Raw genomic sequence first — 19,571 nt, 5'->3', positions numbered from 1 at the left:
AAACTCACAAGAATTCACATTGAGTCGATTTTTTGATCAACACCCCGTTTAGCAAAAGACGCTCCGTCCTGTAACCATTGAGAGGCTGTTATGAAAGCAATTCAGTTATTTGCCAAAGGTGAACTCCGTTTAACCGATCTGCCTGAACCCGAAATCGCGCCAGACGAAGTGCTGCTGGCTTGTAAAGTCGGGGCGATTTGCGGTACCGATTTGCGGATGTTCGCCAACGGCCATCGCCAGTCACCACAGGCGCTAACGCTGGGGCATGAATTATCGGGCATCATTGAGAAAACCGGGGCGAACGTCAGCCCTGAATGGCGTGTGGGAATGCGCGTGGCGGTTGCCCCTAACTACGGGTGCGGCACCTGCGACAGCTGCATCAGCGGCAATACGCAAACCTGCAAGGAATTCCAGGCGTTGGGTATTCAGAAAAACGGCGCGTTCGCCCGTTATGTGGTGATCCCCGCCCGCGCCGTGCAGCAGGGAAATATCGTGGCGTTGCCGGATCACGTTTCGTTTGAAGAAGGCGCGCTGATTGAGCCTTTCTCCTGTGTTTATAATGCCTTTGAGCGCTGTCATACCCGCGTCGGCGATACGGTTCTGGTGATTGGCGCGGGGCCAATTGGCCTGATGCACGCCATGTTGCATAAAGCGGCGGGTGCCGGAAAAGTGCTGATCAGCGACATCAACCCGGAACGGCTGGCGATGGCGTGTCATTTTGATGCGGATTTTGTGCCCGTGAGCGGTACCGATACGCTGGCGGACGTCATGCGTATTACGCAAAATCGCGGCTGTGACGTGGTGATTACGGCGGCGTCGAGTGCGGAAATTCAGTCGCTGGCGTTTGAACTGACGGCGCTGAATGGCCGCGTGCTGTTCTTCGGCGGTTTGCCGCACGGTAAAGAAATGGTCAGCCTGAATACCAACATTATTCATTACCGGCAGATCACGGTGACGGGCATGAGCGGGCAGAATTTACGTCAGTATCGGGAAAGCCTGAGAATGATTTCCAATGGACTGATAAATCTGAAAGAAATCTTGACTCACAAGTACACTCTTGAACAATATGACGAGGCTTTCAGCGCCGCCCGTTCAGGGCAGGCGCTGAAAGTGGCCTTCGTTTTATAACCCGCCGGACACTGAGAAAAATCATGAACGATCATTCGGAAGATAAAGTTTTTTCACTCGAACGCCAGCAGGCCATTCTGGCGTTTGTGGAGGAAAACAAGAAAGCCACGGTCGCCGAACTTTGCCAGATCTTTAAAGTCTCGACTTCCACGATCCGTAATGATCTTCGTGAAATGGAAAAGAACATGCTGGTCACGCGGACGCACGGCGGCGTGCTGATCCGCAGTAAAACCGGCGTGGAGATGATGTCCACCGAAAAAGAAGTCTGCAATCATGATGCGAAAGTCATGGTTGCACAGCTCGCACTTGAGCAGATTGAAGACGGCGATACGCTGTTGCTCGATACCGGCACCACCACGCTGGAACTGGCGAAAATTCTGGGTGAACGCCAGCAACTGACGGTGATCACCAATGATCTAAAAATTGCCCTGACGCTGGAAGATTCGCCGGGCGTGGTAAATCTGTTCTTTATTGGCGGCGCGGTGCGCAAGCAACTTCATTGCGTGATCCCGTTTAGTAACGACAACAGTTTGTCTGATCTGATCATCGATAAAGCCATTATGGGCACCAACGGTTTTACGCTAAAAAATGGCGCGACAACCCCAGATGTGCGTCAGGCCGCGTTTAAAAAGAAGATGATTGCCTGTTCGACCAGCGTGATTTTGCTGGCAGATTCAACCAAAATCGGCCGTGACGCATTCGCCAAATTTGCCGATATCTCCGATATCCATATTTTCATCACTGACAGCATTAAAGATGACGTGCGCTCAGGGCTGGAAGCACAGGGAATGCTGGTCTGCGACGGCTCAGCGAAAAACCGCGGGTAATATTGCTATTGGGTAATCCTCCTAATTGTGCCATGCCGTTGAGCGCGAAACCGGCAGACATCAGGTTTTACGACTACGCTTAAAAACTGACACAAACAAAGGAGCACTAAAATGTCATCTCAAGAATTCGATAATGATGCAAATCGTCTGGCTGATAAGGTTGAAAACAAAGCGAACGAGTTTGCTGGCGAAGCGCAGAAGCAATTTGGGGACTTTGTGGACTCACCAAAACATCAGCTGAAAGGCGCGGCGCGAAAATACTCTGCTCAGGCAAGTGATGCAGTTTCAGATGTTGCAGAAAAGATTAAAGAAAATCCGCTGTCAGGATTGATCGCCGCTGGCGCTATCGGCGTTGTGCTCGGTTTGCTGCTTGGCCGCAAATAAGCCTTACGGTTATCCCGTGTTAAGCTTCAGCAAAAGAAAGCCCGTCGGGCTTTCTTTGTTTTATTGCCTCGTGAATCCCCCGCCGGTTCCCTCCCTTACGACGACGTCAGCCCGATAACACCGTGTACGCCCATATAAATTCCGACAACGCCAATCAGTACGCTTGAAAAATACGGTGCGCGCCGGGCAAGCGTATTGAATCCGCTCCAGCGTTTGGCAACCTGACGGACACTCACCGCCGCCCCCACACCCACGGTCACCAGCGTTAACGCCAGCCCGAGGCTGAAACAGACCACCAGCGCGGCACCCAGCGCCAGCGCTTTCAGCTGAATGCAAATCAGCAGCACGGTAATCGCCGCCGGACACGGGATCAGCCCGCCGGTCAGGCCGAAGAACAGAATCTGCCAGTTGGTGACTTTCTGGGTCGCAAACCGCCGCGCGATATCCCCCGCATGCGCCCTTTCGTGTGCGTCCTGATATTCCTGCGCTGCGACGTTAACGTGAAACCCTGTCAGGCTCGCCGGTTTGGCGTGAATCGCATGAGGTACGCTGGCCGCCTGAAGAATTCCGTGACCGTGATGGTGGTCATGTGGATGATCGTGAGGGTGATCATGAGCGCCGTGATCATGGGTATGCAGCACGCCGTTTTGCTGCTGTTTCCATGCGCTTTCTCCGCGATAAGTGCGCCAGAACATCCATGTGGCCGTCCCGACGATAATCATAGCCGAAATCAGCTGAAGCCAGGGTTCCGCCGATTCGGCAGTAAAACGGTGACTGATAACCATCCCGCCAAACGCAATCAGCCAGACGATGGCGGTATGCGAAACCGTAGCCGCCAGCCCCAGCATCACAGCCTGCCGGACAGTCCCTTTGATCGCGATGATGAATGCCGCCATCATCGTTTTCGAATGCCCCGGCTCCAGGCCGTGCAAAACCCCTAACAATATAGCGCTGGGAATAAATACCCAGGCATTCCCCTGCTGCAACAATGTGGCAAAGTCGTTCATCTTTATCATTCTCAATGGAAGTGGCGCAGACGATTGTACTCCCCCCCAGTATCATATACTACCCCCCAGTATCCTGAGGATGTTATGCTGTCCGCGTATTCACGGCCATCAGGGAGTTAACATGTCACATACCATTCGCGATAAACAGAAGCTGAAAGCGCGTACCAGCAAGATTCAGGGACAGGTTGTGGCATTAAATAAAATGCTGGATGAACCGCACGAATGTTCAGCGGTTTTGCAGCAGATTGCGGCAATCCGGGGCGCGGTCAACGGGCTGATGCGCGAAGTGATCAGGGGACATCTGACCGATCATCTGGTGCATGAAGAAGATGTGGCGAAGCGCGAGGCCGATCTGGATGTCGTGCTGAATGTGCTGAATTCTTACGTGAAGTGAATTGCGCCCATGAAAAAAGGGGCCAAAGCCCCTTTTCATTAGTGTCTGTCAGTCTTTATTTTCTGACCTGTTTGGTCGCAAAACCTTTGTTCAGCTTACGCCAGTACACCAGCCAGGTGATCAACGCGCACACCACGTAGAATACCAGGAAGACTTTCATCGCGCCCGCCGGTGAACCGGTCAGTGCCAGAGACGTCCCGAAGGCTTTCGGAATGAAGAAGCCACCGATCGCACCAATCGAAGAGATAAAGCCCAGTGCCGCCGCCGTGTCCGTGACGGCTTCACGCAGCGCTTCGTCGTCGGTTGCACCGCGCGCTTTCGCCTGATCGGTGGTGATTTTACGGAAGATCACCGCAATCATCTGGTAAGTCGAACCACTCCCCAGACCGGCCGTCAGGAACAGCACCATGAAGACGGCGAAGAAGGCCGGGAAGTGACCACCCGCGCCGTTCACCGGCAGGGTCAGGAACAGCAAACCGGCGAAAACAGCCATCAGAATGTAGTTCACCAGCGTCACGCGGATACCGCCCAGACGGTCAGACAGCATGCCGCCCGCAGAACGAGCCAGTGCGCCAACAAACGGACCGAAGAACGCGTACGAAATGATGTTTATTTCCGGGAACTGGGTTTTGGTCAGCATCGCAAAACCGGCAGAGAAGCCGATGAACGAGCCGAATGTCGCCAGATACAGCACGCTCATGATCCACAGGTGACCGCGCTTGAGTACCGGCAGTTGCTGGCGGATAGACGCTTTAGACGTCGCCAGGTCATTCATGCCAAACCATGCGGCAATCGTGCCGATAATCAGGAACGGTACCCAGATCCACGCCGCATTTTGCAGCCACATGTCAGCACCGTTCGCCAGCGTTTGTTTGTCACTGAACGCAGCAAACACGCCGAGAGAAATCACCAGCGGAGCAACCAGCTGCATTACGCTGACGCCCAGATTACCCAGACCGCCGTTAATACCCAGTGCGCCGCCCTGCTTCGTTTTCGGGAAGAAGAAGCTGATGTTGGACATGCTTGACGCGAAGTTTGCGCCGCCGAAACCGCACAGCAGTGCGATAATCAGGAACGTGTTGTAAGACGTGCTGACGTCCTGCACCGCGAAGCCCAGCCATGCGCACGGCAGAACCAGGAAGATGGTGCTGAGCGCCGTCCAGCGACGGCCGCCAAACAGCGGGATCATGAACGAGTACGGAACGCGCAGCAGTGCGCCGGAAACGGAAGGAATGGCGGTCAGCATGAACAGCTGATCGGTGGTGAAGTTAAAGCCGACTTTGTTCAGGTTTACCGACACCAGGCTGAACAGCATCCAGACGCAGAAACCCAGTAACAGACAAGGCACTGAAATCCAGAGATTCCGGCTCGCCACTTTATGCCCGGTTTTTTCCCAAAATGCCGGATCTTCCGGCCGCCATTCCTGTAGCAGGCGTGACGGCTTTTCCCTTGATGGAGCAGATGTTTGTGACATAAGTACCTCGTGTAGCAGCGCGTTATCGTTGTAATGACTGAGTTGTGTCGCACACACTAGGTAGAGCACCGCTTCCGCATGTTGATGCAAATCAACGCAACGGCAGGTGAAAAAAGGCGAAAAAAAGACCACGGATCCTTTGTGAGTATCGGGCGGGTTTCAGATAAAGTGCTAAGATTCATTGCGTTGGTCATTCAATCTCCCTTGAATTATCAGGGGCATCACTCCGATGGAAATAAAGGAGTAATCACAAAGAGGTATAGGGAAACTCCCCCTGATCATAAAAAATGCCACTCCGTAATTATATCGTTTCAGCTTTTCACGGTATTCACCGCTTCCGACACAGATCCAGGAACCCAGTTATGTTTAAACGCGCTTTGCCTTCTCTGTCGCTGGTCAGCCAGATCACCATGCTGATGCTGCTGCTCGGCCTGCTGGGCATTGGCGGAATGAGCATGGCCGCGTGGATGGCGGGAAGTATTGAAGGTAACGCCCACGCCATTAATAAAGCCGGTTCACTGCGCATGCAGAGTTACCGGTTATTGTCCGAAGTGCCGCTGAACGGCAAAAGCGCCGCGTATATCCGCCAGATGGAAATTGACCAGAACAGCGCCGATTTATTGCAGGCCGTCGAGCGTGAAAATCTCCAGCCGCAATTTTTTGCCCTGCGCCATTACTGGCAGACCACTTTGCGCGATCAGGTTCTGACGGCGAAACATCCGCAGGACGTCTCCGCGAATATGGCAGTGTTTGTCAGCCAGCTCGATACGCTTGTCGCCGAGCTGGAACATAAAACCGAATACCATTTACAGCAGATTGCGCTGATCCAGCGCGGTCTGGTGGCTTTCACCCTGATCCTGCTGGCGCTGACCATCTGGTTCCTGCGCCGCCATCTGCTGACGCCGTGGCGCAGCCTGCTTTCTCAGGCCAGCGCGATCACCGCCGGTGACTTCACCCGCCGCTATGAACGCAAACGCGTGGCGACCGGCAATGCGCATAACGAGATGGATATACTCGGTGATTCGCTCAACAGCATGTCGGTGGCGCTGGGTGAAATGGTCGATAACCTGGCGCAGCGCGTGGCGGAGAAAACCGCCGATCTGCAACAAAAAAACCGGGTGCTGGATTACCTGTACCGCGTCAGCCGCCAGCTGCACACCAGCGCACCGCTGGAAATGCGGATGCAGCCGGTGCTGAAAGAGTTGCAATCATTGACGCCGCTCAGTGGCGTGCAGGTGCGGCAATACGAAAATAACGGCGCGGAAGTGTTTAATGAATTCAGTCATGCGTCACCACGCCACCCGGTCAGCCCGAAAGTGGGCGAACATGCGGGCGAAACCGGGGAATCCCTGAGCTGGAGCCTGCGCGATGAGCGCGAAAACTACGGCGTTCTGCTGGCGCAGCTGCCGCCGGGGCAACATCTTAATGACGATCAGCAACAGCTGGTGAATACGCTGCTTGAACAGCTCACCAGTACATTAATGCTGGCGCGACAGGCTGAAGATCAGCAGCAGCTGATGCTGATGGAAGAACGTTCGGCCATCGCCCGCGAGCTACACGATTCACTGGCACAGTCACTCTCCTGCCTGAAAATTCAGGTGGCCTGTTTGCAGATGCATCAGGAAAGATTGTGTGAGGAGGATGCGGCGCTGTTACAGCAGATGCGCGAGGAACTGAGCACCGCGTACCGACAGCTGCGCGAACTGCTGACGACGTTCCGCCTGACGCTCAACACACCCGGCCTGCGGGCTGCACTGCAACATACGGTGGACGAATTCTCGCGCCGTATGGGGCTGGCGATAGATTTCGATTACCAGATACCGCCGCGATCGGTTCCGGCGAATCAGGGCATCCACCTGTTACACATCGCCCGCGAGGCGCTGAACAATGCCTATAAACACGCGAAAGCGACGCAGGTTTCCCTTTCGCTGCACGCCAGCAAAGGCGAAATCACCATGAGCATCTGCGACAACGGCGAAGGTATTTCCCCGGACGCAGAACGGCAAAATCATTACGGCCTGATCATCATGCAGGATCGCGCCAGCACATTACACGGCCAATGTCGGGTTGCCCGACGTCCGGACGGTGGCACAGAAGTCACGGTCCGTTTCCGTCCGGAAGCGTTACCCATTAATCCCCAGGAGCAAGTATGAACGACATCACCCCTTCCACCATTTTGCTGATTGACGATCATCCTATGCTGCGCAACGGCGTGAAACAGCTGATTGCGCTCGACGCCAGCCTGCAAGTCATTGGCGAAGCCAGCAACGGCGAACAGGGTGTCGAACTGGCGAAACAGCTCGACCCGGACCTGATCCTGCTGGATCTGAATATGCCCGGTATGAACGGGCTGGATACGCTCGACAACATGCGTCAGACCTCACTGTCTGGCCGCGTGGTGGTGTTCAGCGTATCCAATCATGAAGATGACGTGGTGACGGCGTTAAAACGCGGCGCGGACGGCTATCTGCTCAAAGACATGGAGCCGGAAGATTTACTGGCCGCCCTGCACAACGCCGCCGCGGGCAAAATGGTGCTGAGCGAAGCGCTGACGCCGGTGCTGGCGGCAAGTTTGCGTGAAAGCCGTCCGAGCGGCGATCGCGATATCCAGTCCCTGACGCCACGCGAACGCGACATCATCAAGCTGATTGCCGAAGGTTTGCCGAACAAGATGATTGCCCGTCGCCTGAACATCACCGAAAGCACAGTGAAAGTTCACGTGAAGCATTTGCTGAAAAAGATGAAGCTGAAATCCCGCGTCGAAGCGGCAGTTTGGGTATTGCAGAGTAACGTGATTTAACGTTTAGAAATTCAGCCCCGCGTCATCGCCGTATTGCGGTTGCGCCGTCAGCGGTGGGGAAACGGTCAGCGTGATCCAGTTTGACGTTACTTTCTGCGATTTACTGTCTTCCACCGTCACCGATAAACGGTAGCTGTTGGTGGCGCCCGGCGAATTGTCCCATTGCGGCACGATCACGCTCCAGCCTTCCGCGTTACGGTTATTAGCCGGCGGTGTCAGGCTCAGCGCCTGCGTATCGCCCTGCCAGCTCAGCGCGACAACGGAATTGAGCGCTCGCAGTTGCAGTTTCAGCGGCACCGTTTCGCCCGCTTGCAATGACCACGGCGGCGTCGCCAGATATACCGACAGGGTTTTCCGCTGTTTAAACTCCATCACCGGCATGTTATTGCGATCGACCCTATCAAACCGGCTGCCGCGCAGTGAACGCGCTGCGGCTACGTTGCGCGATGACAACTGCTGATCCAGCGGCACGCCCAGACGATAATTGAGCGTCAGTTTCACCACATCCTGATTATCGCCATCCTGTCCGGCCTGATGTTCTGCCATCACGGTCACCAGCGGCACCGGCGTGTAATTCAGCCCGAACGAAACCGCCGAAGGATTGCTCTGGCGCGTACCGTTGCCGAACAAATCCACCTGATTGCCAAAATACTGCTCGTAGCTCAGCGATGCCCCAAGCTGGCGGTAAAACGGCAAATAGCCTTTGGTGGTGATGTCGTAACCGCGCGCCTGACGCCGCAGTTGTGCAGACGTGCTGCTGTCCGCGCGATACGAGGTCAGCGGATGGTAATAGTTGGTGGAAAATCGCAGATAATCCGTCCAGGCTTCCGCGCCCAAACTTCCGCGTGTCAGCTGATGGTCGAAATCATTATCGATAAACGCGTTATAGCCAAGCATCCACGCGCCGGTATTAAAACGCTGGCCCAGACCGAAATTCCCCACCGTGGCATCCGCCGCGCTTTGCAGACCGATCTGGCTGTAGACCAGATTATTCTCTGAATTGTACAGCGGGCTGAAAAGCTGGCCGGAGCTGCCATCCAGATTATGACCGGTGACATCCAGCGTCGTGCTGACAGTGCCCAGCGGCGAAAGCAAACTGCTGGTTTCTTTTTGCACCAGTTTGGCGGCCTGGCTGAGCGCAATATTTTCCGCCTGCAAACGCAGCGGATCGTCGCTGTCTGATGTGGTCGTGCCGAGTTCTTTCAGCGTGGTGGCGAGCTGTTTTTCCGTCGCGCTCGGCGCATTGTCATTTTTAATGTACTGACTGCCGAGGCTGGGTAACACATTGGATTGCCGGATGTTTCCGGTATTGAAGGCGGACTGTTCATCACCCGCAGGCAGGAAACCGGAGAGATCATACGAAAGCCCCCGGGTGCCGGAAGCAACTTCAGAAGGGTCTGCCGTCAGCGCAGAGGCACTTCCAGCATAGAAAGCCAATCCCCCTGCCACGAGCAGAAAGAAGCAGGTTGAGCCCGCATAACGCTTCAATAAATAGGAAAAAAAATCTGTGACCTTTGTCATGCCTTACACATTTTAAACGTAAGGTTTGATCTTACCTGACAAACGACATATTTCAACCTTCATGCCATGAATGGCCACATAACCCTTTTCATAAAGTGGAATTATGCGGGGGTATTCCCTGCAATATGTACGGTTGAAATCCACGCACATCACAAAAAAACGTCTAAAATTACAACATTAAAAACCATTAGCACACATTTCATAACATTTTTAACAAATTAACCATTTATCTTTACAGGTCATTTTCATTTATCCTTAGCAGGTTAACGATTTATTCCGGTGCCACCCGACTGCTTTTGCAGAGCGCACCTGAATTCTGACCGGCATTTTTAATGGCAGCCGTCAGGCCGTAAAAAATGCTTCTGCACGCGTCCCTCTCCCCTTTTCTTCCGCCCGGAAGACGACGGGATGTGCGCCATTTATAGCTGCATACTGCTACATAAAAAACAGGGAACATCAATGAGCAAAAAAACGTTACCGGGCGTCACCCGCAGGCAAATTCTCTCGTTCACGGCAGCCTCCGCAGTATTGGGCGCGGCCAAGGCCGCAAACGCGGTAACCCTCAAAGGAACCCCCGTGTGGAGCCCCTTTGACGCCAGCCCGCCTCCGCAAATTGATATCGATGGCTGGGCGTTCTTCACCGACGCCGAAGCCGCCGCCATGGAAGCCATTGTTGACCGACTGGTACCCGCCGACAATCTGAGCGTCGGAGGTAAAGACGCCGGATGCGCAGTGTTTATCGACCGCCAGCTGGCCGGTTTCTACGGCACCTACGCCCGCCTTTACATGGAAGGCCCGTTCCAGGACGGCACACCGGAACAGGGCGACCAGTCTCCATTAGTTCCTCAGCAGCGATATCGTCTCGGCCTGACCGCGCTGGATAAATATACCCGGTCTCAGCACCAGAAGTTGTTCAAAGACTTGCCAGGTGACCAGCAGGATCAAATTCTGTCCGGTCTGGAAAACGGAAAAATTGCTCTCGATGGGATCGATTCCAAACTGTTCTTCGCCATTGCGCTCAAGAACACCATGGAAGGTTTTTTCGCTGATCCGATTTATGGCGGTAACCGCAACATGGTGTCGTGGAAAATGCTGGGCTTCCCCGGCGCACGCTACGATTACCGCGAATATGTCGGCAAACATAACCAGAAACTCGATCTGGAACCGCTGAGCATTTCAGGCGGCGACGCATGGAAAATGAAGAGCTAAGGGCAGAAAAACATTATGGCAAAGAAATTACCTAAAACCGACGTGGTGGTTATCGGGCTCGGCTGGGCCGGCTCGATCATCGCCAATGAACTGTGTGACGAAGGTCTCAACGTTGTGGCTATCGAACGCGGCCCGTGGCGTGATACGGCGCGCGATTTTAACGTAGCCACCGTCGCCGACGAACTGCGTTACAACTCCCGCCAGGAACTGATGTTACGCACGCGTCAGAACACTATTACTATCCGTAACAACCCGGCACAAACCGCCTTACCGATGCGTGAATGGGGCTCATTCCATCCGGGCAACGGCACCGGCGGCGCAGGCAACCACTGGGCGGGCATTACTTTCCGCTTCCAGCCGGACGAATTCCGCCTTAAAAGCCATCTGACCGAACGTTACGGCGCAAAAGCCATTCCTGAAGAACTGGTGTTGCAGGACTGGGGAACCGACTGGGAAGAAATGGAGCCGCACTACGCCTCGTTTGAACGCATCGCCGGGGTTTCCGGTAAAGCCAGCAACGTGAACGGCGAGCATCGCGATGGCGGTAACCCGTATGAAGGCATGCGCTCGATTGAATATCCGACCCGCCCGATGGATCAACCTTACGGCCCGACGCTGTTTGCCGAAGCCGCGCGCAACATGGGCTACAAAGCATTCCCGGTCCCCTCTTCGCTGATTTCCGAGCCTTACACCAACCCGCTCGGCGTCAAAATGGGGCCGTGTACATTCTGCGGTTTCTGCACCAACTACGGTTGCGCCAACTACTCCAAAGCCAGCGCCATCACTACCGTATTGCCGGCGCTGATCCGCAAAGAGAATTTCGAAGCCCGCACCAACTGTGAAGTGATGCAGGTGCTGAAAGATTCCACCGGCAAACGCGCGACGGGCGTGGTTTACATCGACTCTTCCGGCGACGAATGGGAACAGCCTGCCGATCTGGTGATCGTCAGCGCCTTCACCTTTGAAAACGTCCGCCTGATGCTGCTTTCCGGCATCGGTAAACCTTATGATCCGGTCACGTTAGAGGGCACTACCGGCCGTAATTACGCGTATCAGACGGCCAACGGCGTGCAACTGTTCTTCGATGACAAGAACTTCAACCCGTTCATCGGCGCAGGTGCGGTCGGGATGGGCATTGATGACTTTAACAACGATAACTTCGACCACAGTGGCCTCGGATTTTTCGGCGGCGGCAGTATCCGCGTCACGCCAATCGGTGGCGCGCCCATCGGCTACCGCCCTGTTCCGCCGGGAACGCCGAAATGGGGTTCCGAGTGGAAAAAAGCCACCGTGGCCAACTATCTCAGTTCGATGTCTATCGGTTGTGAGGCCAGCAGCTACACCACCAAAACCAACTATCTTTCACTCGATCCGAACTACAAAGACCGTCTGGGTCGCCCGCTGCTGCGTGTCACATTCGATTTCCCGGAAAACGATCTGAAAATGGCGGCGTATTGCACCGGTAAAGTGGCAGAAATTGCGAAAGCGATGAACCCGCGTCAGCTGGTTGCCAACCCGATGAAAGGCCACTGGAACGGTACGCCGTATCAGTCGTCTCACGTCGTCGGCGGATTTGTGATGGGTGCAGATCCGTCCACCAGTTCCGTGAACAAACACCTGCAAGTCTGGGACGTGCCGAACCTGTTTGTGGTCGGCGCATCGGCCTTCCCGCAGAACCCGGGATACAACCCGACCGGCACCGTCGGCGCACTGGCGTTTAAAGCCGCTCATGCGATCCGTAACTATTACCTGAAAAAACCGGGAGAGATGATCGCATGAAAAAGTTAACGTCATTCTCACTCGGCTTGCTGGCACTCAGCGTTTCCGGCCTGACGCACGCCGCCGGTGACGGCTCTTTCGAGCAGGTTGAACGGGGGCGCTATCTGGCCACCGTCGGCGACTGCGCGGCCTGTCATACCGCCTCAACGCCAGATGCCAAACCGTTCGCCGGTGGTGTGCCGATCGAAACGCCGTTTGGCCGTTTAGTCGGTGCCAACATCACGCCGGATCCGGAAACGGGTATCGGTAAATGGTCTTTCGACGACTTCCAGCGCGCGATGTCCGAAGGCGTGGGCCACGGCGGTAAACGTCTGTACGGCGCGATGCCGTTCACGGCGTATACCAAAGTGACCCGCGAAGATAACGCCGCCATCTGGGCGTATCTGCAAACCCTGCAACCGGTGCATCACGAAGTGGAAACCAATCAGTTGCCGTTCCCGTTCAACGTGCGCGCCAGCCTGATGGGCTGGAACTGGCTGAACTTCAAAAAAGGCGAATTCAAACCGCAGATGGATAAATCCGCGGAATGGAATCGTGGCGCGTATCTGGTTGAAGGGCTCGGCCACTGCGGCACCTGCCATACGCCGAAAAACATGATTGGCGGCGATAAAGACAGCGAGTTCCTGCAAGGCGCTGTGGTGGAAAACTGGGTTGCGCCGGACATCACCAGCAATAAACACACGGGTATCGGCAACTGGACGCAGGAAGATCTGATGCAATATCTGAAAACCGGTTCTAACCGTTTCGATATTGCCTCCGGCCCGATGGCAGAAGAAGTGACGAATTCGTCGCAGCACTGGACGGATGCGGATCTCAAAGCCGTCGCGGTTTATCTGAAAGACAGCGGTCACGACAGCGGCAGCACCGCGCCTTCTCCGGTCAAAGCCGAAGACAGCGCGATGGTCGCCGGTAAAAATATTTATGCCGACCGCTGTTCCGCCTGCCACACGCCGTCCGGCATGGTTCAGGAAGGGTTGTTCCCGCGCCTTGCCGATTCCGCGCTGATCAACCAGCCAAACGCGACATCCCTGATCCGCGTTGTGCTGGCAGGCAGCCGTCCGGTAGCGACCGACAGCAAACCGACCGCGCCGTCTATGCCGTCATTTGATGCCAATATGAGTGATACGGACGTGGCGAACGTGCTGACTTACATCCGTAACAGCTGGGGAAATGCCGCGGCACCGGTTTCGGCAAGCGATGTGAAAGATTTACGCGCAGAGCTGAAGAAATAACCCGGACGTCAGACAGGACAAAGGCCGCGAAAGCGGCCTTTTTTCTTACAGACGTTTGAAGATTTTGGCGCTGAACGGTCAGTGCTGAGAAGGCATCTGCATAATCTGCACTAACAGGTGATCGTTGTTCTGACTCAGCTGTACCAGATGTTTGCATTCCACTTTGATAGCGGTGAGCTGGTCGTCGGTCAGCGAGTACGGCAGGTTGATATCGATGCTGTACATATTTTGCTGCTCTGCCAGTTCAATCAGCCGGACGATGTTCGTTTCGTCACTGACCTGCGTGGAAACCACCTGCAACGCGAGTGCCCGCAAGGCTTCCTGCTTCGATTTATCTTTTTTTGAACGGGATTTCAGAACCATGCCGAAGAACGGCATCACGCCATAAATAGCGTCGACAAAACTCCATTTCTTTTTGCAGGATGCGGACAAATATTCCATGTAGTCAAAGGACGCTTTTTGACTGCGCGCATCGGGTACCAGGCGATTTTCATTCATCCCCGTTTCCTCTTCCTGGTCAGGGCCTGTTCATTTGAACGTCTGTACAGAACGTGCGAAGGTGTGCTCAGTGCTCTGCCTGCTGACAAAGAATCTGCCGGCAGATAGATAATGCAGATCAATTTATGAAGCTAAATTTATTCGTCTGTATAATGGCATAATTCAACAACACTTTGCCAGTCGGTTCAGGCGCTTTCCGTCACTGAAACGCACTTTGCTAGCATTTCAGAATTAAGCCAAAGTATTTAGCGGATATGGAATTTATGCCGCAAAAATGTCACGTTCTATTACGCTACCGCGATAGCGTCAGCAGACGTGTCACGCTATGCTACTCACCGGATTTCTTATAACAGCAAGCCAATGAATAGAATCGTTTTTGTAGAAGATGATGCAGAAGTCGGCAACCTGATCGCCGCCTATCTGGGTAAACATGATATCGATGTGCTGGTCGAGCCCCGTGGTGACACGGCGCAGGCGCGTATTGAGAAAGAAAAACCCGATCTTGTCCTGCTGGATATCATGCTGCCGGGCAAAGATGGCATGACGTTATGCCGCGATTTGCGCCCTATTTTCCCCGGCCCGATCGTGCTGCTGACCTCGCTCGACAGCGATATGAACCACATTTTGTCGCTCGAAATGGGCGCCAGCGATTACATCCTTAAAACCACGCCGCCGGCCGTTCTCCTGGCACGGTTACGGCTGCATTTGCGCCAGAACCCGGTGCAATCCACGCAAAATGAACAACCGGTTCAGACGCTGAAAAGCGGCAACGCCCTCCACTTCGGCCAGCTGTGCATTGATCCGGTGAACCGCGAAGTCACGCTGGTGGATGAAACCATCATTCTTTCCACCTCAGACTTTGATTTGCTGTGGGAACTGGCGACACACGCGGGACGCATCATGGATCGCGAAGCGTTGCTGAAAAACCTGCGCGGCGTGAGCTATGACGGGCTGGATCGCAGCATTGACGTGGCGATTTCACGCCTGCGCAAAAAACTGTACGACAATACCCTCGAACCTTTTCGCATCAAAACCGTGCGCAATAAAGGGTATTTGTTTGCTCCGAACGCCTGGGAGTCTCTGCAGGAATGAGAAAGCTTTTCGTTCAGTTCTTTCTGTTACTGCTGGTCTGTTTCCTGGTGATGGCGATGCTGGTCGGCCTGGTGTACAAAGTCACCGCCGAACGCACCGGCCGTCAGTCCATGAACGACCTGATGAAAAGCTCGCTTTACCTGATGCGCAGTGAGCTCAGGGAAATTCCGATTAAAGACTGGAACAAGACCATCAACACGCTGGATCTGAACCTGTCTTTCAAACTCCACATTGAACCGCTTGGAAAGCGCAAACTCAGCCCGGCGCTGGATCAGCGCCTGAAAGACGGCGAGATTATTGCCCTCGACGACGAATACACCTTTATCCAGCGTGTCCCGCGCAGCCATTACGTGCTGGTGGTCGGGCCGATCCCGTATCTGTTTTACATGCACGAAATGCGGCTGCTCGACCTGGGATTACTGATCTTCATCGGCCTGTCTCTCGCGCTGCCGGTTTTCCTGTGGATGCGTCCGCACTGGCAGGATTTGCTGCGGCTGGAAAACTCCGCGCTGCGCCTCGGTAATGGTCATCTCGACGAACGCATCGATTTTGATTCGACCTCCAGCCTCAACCGGCTGGGCGTCGCATTTAACCAGATGGCGGACAATATCAGCACGCTGGTCGCGAGTAAAAAACAGCTCATTGACGGCATCGCCCACGAACTCCGCACGCCGCTGGTACGTCTTCGTTACCGGCTGGCCATCAGCGAGAACCTGCCGGAGTCCGAACAAAACGCCATTAACCGCGACATCGGGCAACTCGAAGCCCTGATTGATGAGCTGCTGACCTACGCCCGTCTGGATCGCCCGCAGGTGGCGCTGAATCTGGAAAAAGTGAATCTGGCGCACTGGCTGGAAGACAAGGTGGATGATTTCCGACTGATCAACGCCGAACGCTCTATCCTTTATCAGGCGCCGGAAAACCTCGATTTCGGCGGCGTCGATTTACGGCTGATGGAGCGCGTGCTCGACAATCTGGTCAACAACGGCCTGCGTTATTCTCAGGAAATGCTGCGCATCAGCCTGTGGCTCGATGGCGAAATAGCCCATTTGCAGGTCGAAGACGACGGCCCCGGTATTCCGGAAGAAGAACGCGTACGCATCTTCGAACCCTTTGTCCGCCTCGATCCAAGCCGCGACCGCGCAACCGGTGGCTGCGGGCTCGGGCTGGCAATCGTCCACTCTATCGCCGTGGCGTATCAGGGACGCATTGCGGTTGAAAGCAGTTCACTCGGCGGAGCCAGCATGCGTTTCAGCTGGCCGGTAAAACCCCTATTCAATCTGGCTGTTGAACAGCCTGACCAAAACCAGGAAGGGAGCTAATAATGACCATCGCGTATAAAAAATTGCATGACACCTTCGCCCGTTTATCCCGCTTCGGCCATTTATCGGCGATTGCAGGCTGGGATGCAGCGGCCATGATGCCTCCGCAAGGCGGCCAGGCGCGCTCCGAAGCGCTGGCCGAACTGAGCGTGCTGACGCATCAGATCCTCACTGCGAAACAGGTCGGCGAATGGCTTGAACAGGCCGGTGGCGAGCAGCTGAACGATGTGGAACAGGCGAACCTGCGTGAAATGCGCCGTCATTATCAGCAGGCAGCACTGTTGCCGGAAAGTCTGGTACAGGCAAAATCACTGGCTGGCGCACGTTGCGAACAGGCATGGCGTATTCAGCGCAAGTCCAACGACTGGGAAGGTTTCTCCGATAACCTGAAAGAAGTCGTAAAACTGAGCCGTGAAGAAGCCAAACTGCGCGCAGAGGCCGCGGGTATCAGCCGTTATGACGCCCTGCTCGATTTATACGAACCGGGTATGACTTCGCAGAAACTCGACGCTCTGTTCGGCGACCTGAAGACCTGGCTGCCGGACCTGCTGCAAACCGTGGTGGAAAAGCAGAAAACCGAATCCCGCATTGCGCCGCAAGGCCCGTTTGACATCGAAAAACAGCGTCAGCTCGGCCTGAAAGTCATGGATCGTCTGGGCTTTAATTTTGATGCCGGTCGTCTGGACGTCAGCGCTCACCCGTTCTGCGGTGGTGTTCCGCAAGACGTGCGTATCACCACGCGTTACAACGAAAATGAATTCCTCAGCGCCATGATGGGCGTGATCCATGAAACCGGTCATGCACGTTATGAGCAAAACCTGCCGAAAGAATGGCTGGGCCAGCCGGTTTCCAACGCACGTTCAATGGGCGTTCACGAATCGCAAAGCCTGTTGTTTGAAATGCAACTGGGTTGCAGCGAACCATTCCTGAAGTCGGTATATCCGCTGGTTATTGAACAGTTCGGTCAGCGTCCGGGGCTGGACGAAAGCAACTTCATCAAGCTGAACCAGCGCGTCCAGCCGGGCTTCATCCGCGTTGACGCCGATGAACTCAGCTATCCGGCGCACGTCATCCTGCGTTATGAAATTGAAAAAGCGCTGATGGAAGGCGAAATCGAAGTCGACGATATCCCGGCCTTGTGGAACAGCAAGATGAAGGAATATCTGGGTATCGATACCGTGGGGAATTACCGCGACGGTTGTATGCAGGATATCCACTGGACCGACGGCGGTTTTGGCTACTTCCCGACCTACACGCTCGGCGCAATGTACGCCGCACAACTGTTCCAGTTCGCCAACAAAGCGATCCCCACTTTGCAGGAAGATATCGCCCGCGGCGACCTGACGGCGTTGTTCCAGTGGTTGCAGCAGAATATCTGGCAACACGGGAGCCGGTTCTCGACGGATCAGCTGATTAAAAATGCCACCGGGGAGACACTGAATCCGGGGTTCTTCAGGGCACATCTGGAGAATAGATACCTGTAAGGCAGCAGCCTGGCATTGAATTTGAATTTGAATTCAAATTCAAGACCTTGGGTTGTCACCCAAACGGGCCTCAGGGGTGGCTTATCGCCGCCACCCCTGAGAACCCCGGGCTCTTTCACTGCGCGCTGCCGCTGGCTGGCTATGTTTCAGGTGCCACAGCTATTGCCGCGAAAACTTGCCGCTGCGTTCGGCAAGCTTTCTGAATGCGGCCGGAAACTTTCTAATTCTCACCTCATTGCTGATTGTTATCTAAATAATGCAGTTGAATTTAGATAAGCCTCCAGCCGCGTTCAAAACGACGTTGAGCGAGTGGTGAGAAACAGTGAGAGTCTTTTTTCGAGCAGGTTCGAACCCGAAGCGAAAGTACCGCGCAGCGGCGGAGTTTGCGGCAACAAGAGGAGTTTCTGAAACATAGCCAGCGAGCGGTAGCGCGTGTTGAAAAAGCGTGGGGAAATCCAAAAGGGGAAACGCTTTTCCCCTTTTGGTCGGTTTCGGCGCGAGCCGCTGAGTGATAACTGTTATTGAAAAACCGAAACTTTCTCGGTCCAAATAATGTTAAGCCGCCAGTGCCGCAGCACCGGCACATAACTCACTGATTTCCCTGAAATCCCCAGTTTGTACATTCCGTTACACGCCGAAACCAATCACTCACGGACTTCGTGAGTGAACCCGCCTAGTATTCTTCATACCGGCCCCGCAGTGGGGTGGACACTTAAACGAAATTCCGAGGAATTAAAGATGAAAAAAGTATTAGCTCTGGTTGTAGCCGCTGCAATGGGTCTGTCTTCTGTCGCTTTCGCTGCTGAAACTACAGCAACTCCAGCGCCAGCCGCTGCTGCAACGACTACTGCTGCTCCAGCGCATGCTGCTAAGCACAAGACTCATAAGAAAGTAGCTCAGAAAGCTCAGGCTGCTAAAAAACACAAAAAAGCCGCTAAGAAAGCTGCTCCGGTAGCTCAGAAAGCGCAAGCTGCTAAAAAACACGTGAAACACGCTAAGAAAGCTGCTCCGGTAGTTCAGAAAGCGCAGGCTGCTAAAAAACACGTAAAACACGCTAAAAAAGCTGCTCCGGTAGCTCAGAAAGCGCAGGCTGCTAAAAAACACGTGAAACATGCTAAAAAAGCTGCTCCGGTAGCTCAGAAAGCGCAGGCTGCTAAAAAACACGTGAAACATGCTAAGAAAGCTGCTCCAGCTGCAAAAGCAACTCCAGCAGCATAAGTCGTAAAGAAGTCTTTGTGAGCGTATCTACTCACCATTATCAAGACTGATGACTTAACACCCGGTTCGCCGGGTGTTTTTTTCTCCGGTTCTTTATCTTGAGGTACTGATGGAAGATGCTGCGCCGCTACCTGTTCGAAATCACCCTTTGCTCTCTGATCCTCTGCGGTCTGATCACCCTGTTCTTCTACTTCTGATGTCA

The 19,571-nt window shown here is 54.4% G+C and carries 18 protein-coding genes; 14 read left to right on the top strand and 4 right to left on the bottom strand.

Going from position 1 to position 19,571, the window contains the following annotated elements:
• Positions 1-90: 90 nt before the first annotated feature.
• The 3 genes from GW579_RS02815 (at position 91) to GW579_RS02805 (ending at position 2,339) form a co-directional block, all read left to right on the top strand.
• Positions 91-1,128: an alcohol dehydrogenase catalytic domain-containing protein gene (locus tag GW579_RS02815; RefSeq protein ID WP_152326131.1), complete on the top strand. Its 1,038-nt coding sequence runs from the start codon at positions 91-93 to the stop codon at positions 1,126-1,128.
• 23 nt (positions 1,129-1,151) lie between these two features.
• Positions 1,152-1,955 carry a DeoR/GlpR family DNA-binding transcription regulator gene (locus tag GW579_RS02810; RefSeq protein WP_165057401.1) on the top strand — a complete coding sequence of 268 codons (804 nt, stop codon included), beginning with the start codon at positions 1,152-1,154 and terminating at the stop codon, positions 1,953-1,955.
• A 111-nt stretch (positions 1,956-2,066) separates the two neighbouring features.
• The gene (locus tag GW579_RS02805) at positions 2,067-2,339 is read left to right on the top strand and encodes an ElaB/YgaM/YqjD family protein (protein ID WP_165057399.1); all 273 of its coding nucleotides are present in this window, start codon (positions 2,067-2,069) and stop codon (positions 2,337-2,339) included.
• Between the two features lie 95 nt (positions 2,340-2,434).
• Here GW579_RS02805 and GW579_RS02800 read toward each other — a convergent pair whose 3' ends face one another.
• A complete protein-coding gene (locus GW579_RS02800; protein ID WP_165057397.1) occupies positions 2,435-3,346 on the bottom strand; it encodes a nickel/cobalt efflux protein RcnA in 912 nt (303 codons plus the stop codon).
• 121 nt (positions 3,347-3,467) lie between these two features.
• Here GW579_RS02800 and rcnR point away from each other — a divergent pair, with 121 nt between their 5' ends.
• Entirely contained in the window at positions 3,468-3,740 is a 273-nt protein-coding gene (gene rcnR, locus GW579_RS02795) for a Ni(II)/Co(II)-binding transcriptional repressor RcnR (RefSeq protein ID WP_152326127.1), read from the top strand.
• A gap of 55 nt (positions 3,741-3,795) precedes the next feature.
• Here the strand turns inward: rcnR and GW579_RS02790 are convergent, their stop codons facing one another.
• Positions 3,796-5,214 (bottom strand): NarK family nitrate/nitrite MFS transporter, encoded by a 1,419-nt coding sequence (locus tag GW579_RS02790; protein ID WP_152326126.1) that lies wholly within the window; start codon positions 5,212-5,214, stop codon positions 3,796-3,798.
• A gap of 362 nt (positions 5,215-5,576) precedes the next feature.
• Here GW579_RS02790 and narX point away from each other — a divergent pair, with 362 nt between their 5' ends.
• Together narX and narL are read left to right on the top strand one after the other, a co-directional pair.
• Positions 5,577-7,367 (top strand): nitrate/nitrite two-component system sensor histidine kinase NarX, encoded by a 1,791-nt coding sequence (gene narX, locus GW579_RS02785; protein ID WP_165057395.1) that lies wholly within the window; start codon positions 5,577-5,579, stop codon positions 7,365-7,367.
• Positions 7,364-8,014, top strand: coding sequence for a two-component system response regulator NarL (narL, locus tag GW579_RS02780; protein ID WP_152326124.1), 651 nt, complete (start codon positions 7,364-7,366; stop codon positions 8,012-8,014). Before narX ends, narL begins: the two co-directional genes overlap by 4 nt.
• 3 nt (positions 8,015-8,017) lie before the next feature.
• Here narL and GW579_RS02775 read toward each other — a convergent pair whose 3' ends face one another.
• A complete protein-coding gene (locus GW579_RS02775; RefSeq protein WP_235937310.1) occupies positions 8,018-9,451 on the bottom strand; it encodes a YchO/YchP family invasin in 1,434 nt (477 codons plus the stop codon).
• A gap of 543 nt (positions 9,452-9,994) precedes the next feature.
• Between GW579_RS02775 and GW579_RS02770 the strand changes: the two genes are divergently transcribed.
• The 3 genes from GW579_RS02770 to GW579_RS02760 are packed head-to-tail and all read left to right on the top strand — an operon-like array spanning position 9,995 to position 13,755.
• The gene (locus GW579_RS02770) at positions 9,995-10,744 is read left to right on the top strand and encodes a gluconate 2-dehydrogenase subunit 3 family protein (RefSeq protein ID WP_165057391.1); all 750 of its coding nucleotides are present in this window, start codon (positions 9,995-9,997) and stop codon (positions 10,742-10,744) included.
• Positions 10,745-10,759: 15 nt separating this feature from the next.
• A complete protein-coding gene (locus tag GW579_RS02765) occupies positions 10,760-12,523 on the top strand; it encodes a GMC family oxidoreductase (RefSeq protein WP_165057389.1) in 1,764 nt (587 codons plus the stop codon).
• The gene (locus GW579_RS02760; RefSeq protein ID WP_165057387.1) at positions 12,520-13,755 is read left to right on the top strand and encodes a c-type cytochrome; all 1,236 of its coding nucleotides are present in this window, start codon (positions 12,520-12,522) and stop codon (positions 13,753-13,755) included. The genes GW579_RS02765 and GW579_RS02760 overlap by 4 nt, the downstream gene beginning before the upstream one ends.
• Positions 13,756-13,833: 78 nt before the next feature.
• Here the strand turns inward: GW579_RS02760 and GW579_RS02755 are convergent, their stop codons facing one another.
• Positions 13,834-14,253 carry a hypothetical protein gene (locus tag GW579_RS02755; RefSeq protein WP_104922006.1) on the bottom strand — a complete coding sequence of 140 codons (420 nt, stop codon included), beginning with the start codon at positions 14,251-14,253 and terminating at the stop codon, positions 13,834-13,836.
• A gap of 360 nt (positions 14,254-14,613) precedes the next feature.
• Here GW579_RS02755 and rstA point away from each other — a divergent pair, with 360 nt between their 5' ends.
• The 5 genes from rstA to ydgU all read left to right on the top strand — a co-directional run bounded on the left by rstA (position 14,614) and on the right by ydgU (position 19,566).
• Positions 14,614-15,345 (top strand): two-component system response regulator RstA, encoded by a 732-nt coding sequence (rstA, locus tag GW579_RS02750; RefSeq protein WP_165057385.1) that lies wholly within the window; start codon positions 14,614-14,616, stop codon positions 15,343-15,345.
• Entirely contained in the window at positions 15,342-16,667 is a 1,326-nt protein-coding gene (gene rstB, locus GW579_RS02745; protein ID WP_152326118.1) for a two-component system sensor histidine kinase RstB, read from the top strand. The genes rstA and rstB overlap by 4 nt, the downstream gene beginning before the upstream one ends.
• Before the next feature lie 2 nt (positions 16,668-16,669).
• A complete protein-coding gene (locus GW579_RS02740) occupies positions 16,670-18,151 on the top strand; it encodes a carboxypeptidase M32 (RefSeq protein WP_165057383.1) in 1,482 nt (493 codons plus the stop codon).
• 738 nt (positions 18,152-18,889) lie between these two features.
• On the top strand, positions 18,890-19,369 hold the full coding sequence (gene asr, locus GW579_RS02735) for an acid resistance repetitive basic protein Asr (RefSeq protein WP_165057381.1): 480 nt from the start codon (positions 18,890-18,892) through the stop codon (positions 19,367-19,369).
• Positions 19,370-19,485: 116 nt separating this feature from the next.
• Positions 19,486-19,566, top strand: coding sequence for a small membrane protein YdgU (gene ydgU / locus GW579_RS24005; protein WP_455567028.1), 81 nt, complete (start codon positions 19,486-19,488; stop codon positions 19,564-19,566).
• Positions 19,567-19,571 lie beyond the last annotated feature (5 nt).

Source organism: Rahnella contaminans (assembly GCF_011065485.1).
Taxonomy (GTDB): Bacteria; Pseudomonadota; Gammaproteobacteria; order Enterobacterales; family Enterobacteriaceae; genus Rahnella; species Rahnella contaminans.
The sequence above is the reverse complement of the archived record's forward strand: the minus strand, read 5'-3'. Positions and strand labels throughout refer to the sequence as shown.

Bases quoted from the DNA above. Each gene is read 5' to 3' on its own strand.
- GW579_RS02815 (WP_152326131.1), top strand. From the start codon at position 91: ATGAAAGCAATTCAGTTATTTGCCAAAGGTGAACTCCGTTTAACCGAT.
- GW579_RS02805 (WP_165057399.1), top strand. From the start codon at position 2,067: ATGTCATCTCAAGAATTCGATAATGATGCAAATCGTCTGGCTGATAAG.
- rstA (WP_165057385.1), top strand. From the start codon at position 14,614: ATGAATAGAATCGTTTTTGTAGAAGATGATGCAGAAGTCGGCAACCTG.
- narX (WP_165057395.1), top strand. From the start codon at position 5,577: ATGTTTAAACGCGCTTTGCCTTCTCTGTCGCTGGTCAGCCAGATCACC.
- GW579_RS02755 (WP_104922006.1), bottom strand. From the start codon at position 14,253: ATGAATGAAAATCGCCTGGTACCCGATGCGCGCAGTCAAAAAGCGTCC.
- rstB (WP_152326118.1), top strand. From the start codon at position 15,342: ATGAGAAAGCTTTTCGTTCAGTTCTTTCTGTTACTGCTGGTCTGTTTC.
- GW579_RS02770 (WP_165057391.1), top strand. From the start codon at position 9,995: ATGAGCAAAAAAACGTTACCGGGCGTCACCCGCAGGCAAATTCTCTCG.
- GW579_RS02790 (WP_152326126.1), bottom strand. From the start codon at position 5,214: ATGTCACAAACATCTGCTCCATCAAGGGAAAAGCCGTCACGCCTGCTA.
- narL (WP_152326124.1), top strand. From the start codon at position 7,364: ATGAACGACATCACCCCTTCCACCATTTTGCTGATTGACGATCATCCT.
- GW579_RS02765 (WP_165057389.1), top strand. From the start codon at position 10,760: ATGGCAAAGAAATTACCTAAAACCGACGTGGTGGTTATCGGGCTCGGC.
- GW579_RS02810 (WP_165057401.1), top strand. From the start codon at position 1,152: ATGAACGATCATTCGGAAGATAAAGTTTTTTCACTCGAACGCCAGCAG.
- rcnR (WP_152326127.1), top strand. From the start codon at position 3,468: ATGTCACATACCATTCGCGATAAACAGAAGCTGAAAGCGCGTACCAGC.
- GW579_RS02760 (WP_165057387.1), top strand. From the start codon at position 12,520: ATGAAAAAGTTAACGTCATTCTCACTCGGCTTGCTGGCACTCAGCGTT.
- GW579_RS02740 (WP_165057383.1), top strand. From the start codon at position 16,670: ATGACCATCGCGTATAAAAAATTGCATGACACCTTCGCCCGTTTATCC.
- ydgU (WP_455567028.1), top strand. From the start codon at position 19,486: ATGCTGCGCCGCTACCTGTTCGAAATCACCCTTTGCTCTCTGATCCTC.
- asr (WP_165057381.1), top strand. From the start codon at position 18,890: ATGAAAAAAGTATTAGCTCTGGTTGTAGCCGCTGCAATGGGTCTGTCT.
- GW579_RS02800 (WP_165057397.1), bottom strand. From the start codon at position 3,346: ATGAACGACTTTGCCACATTGTTGCAGCAGGGGAATGCCTGGGTATTT.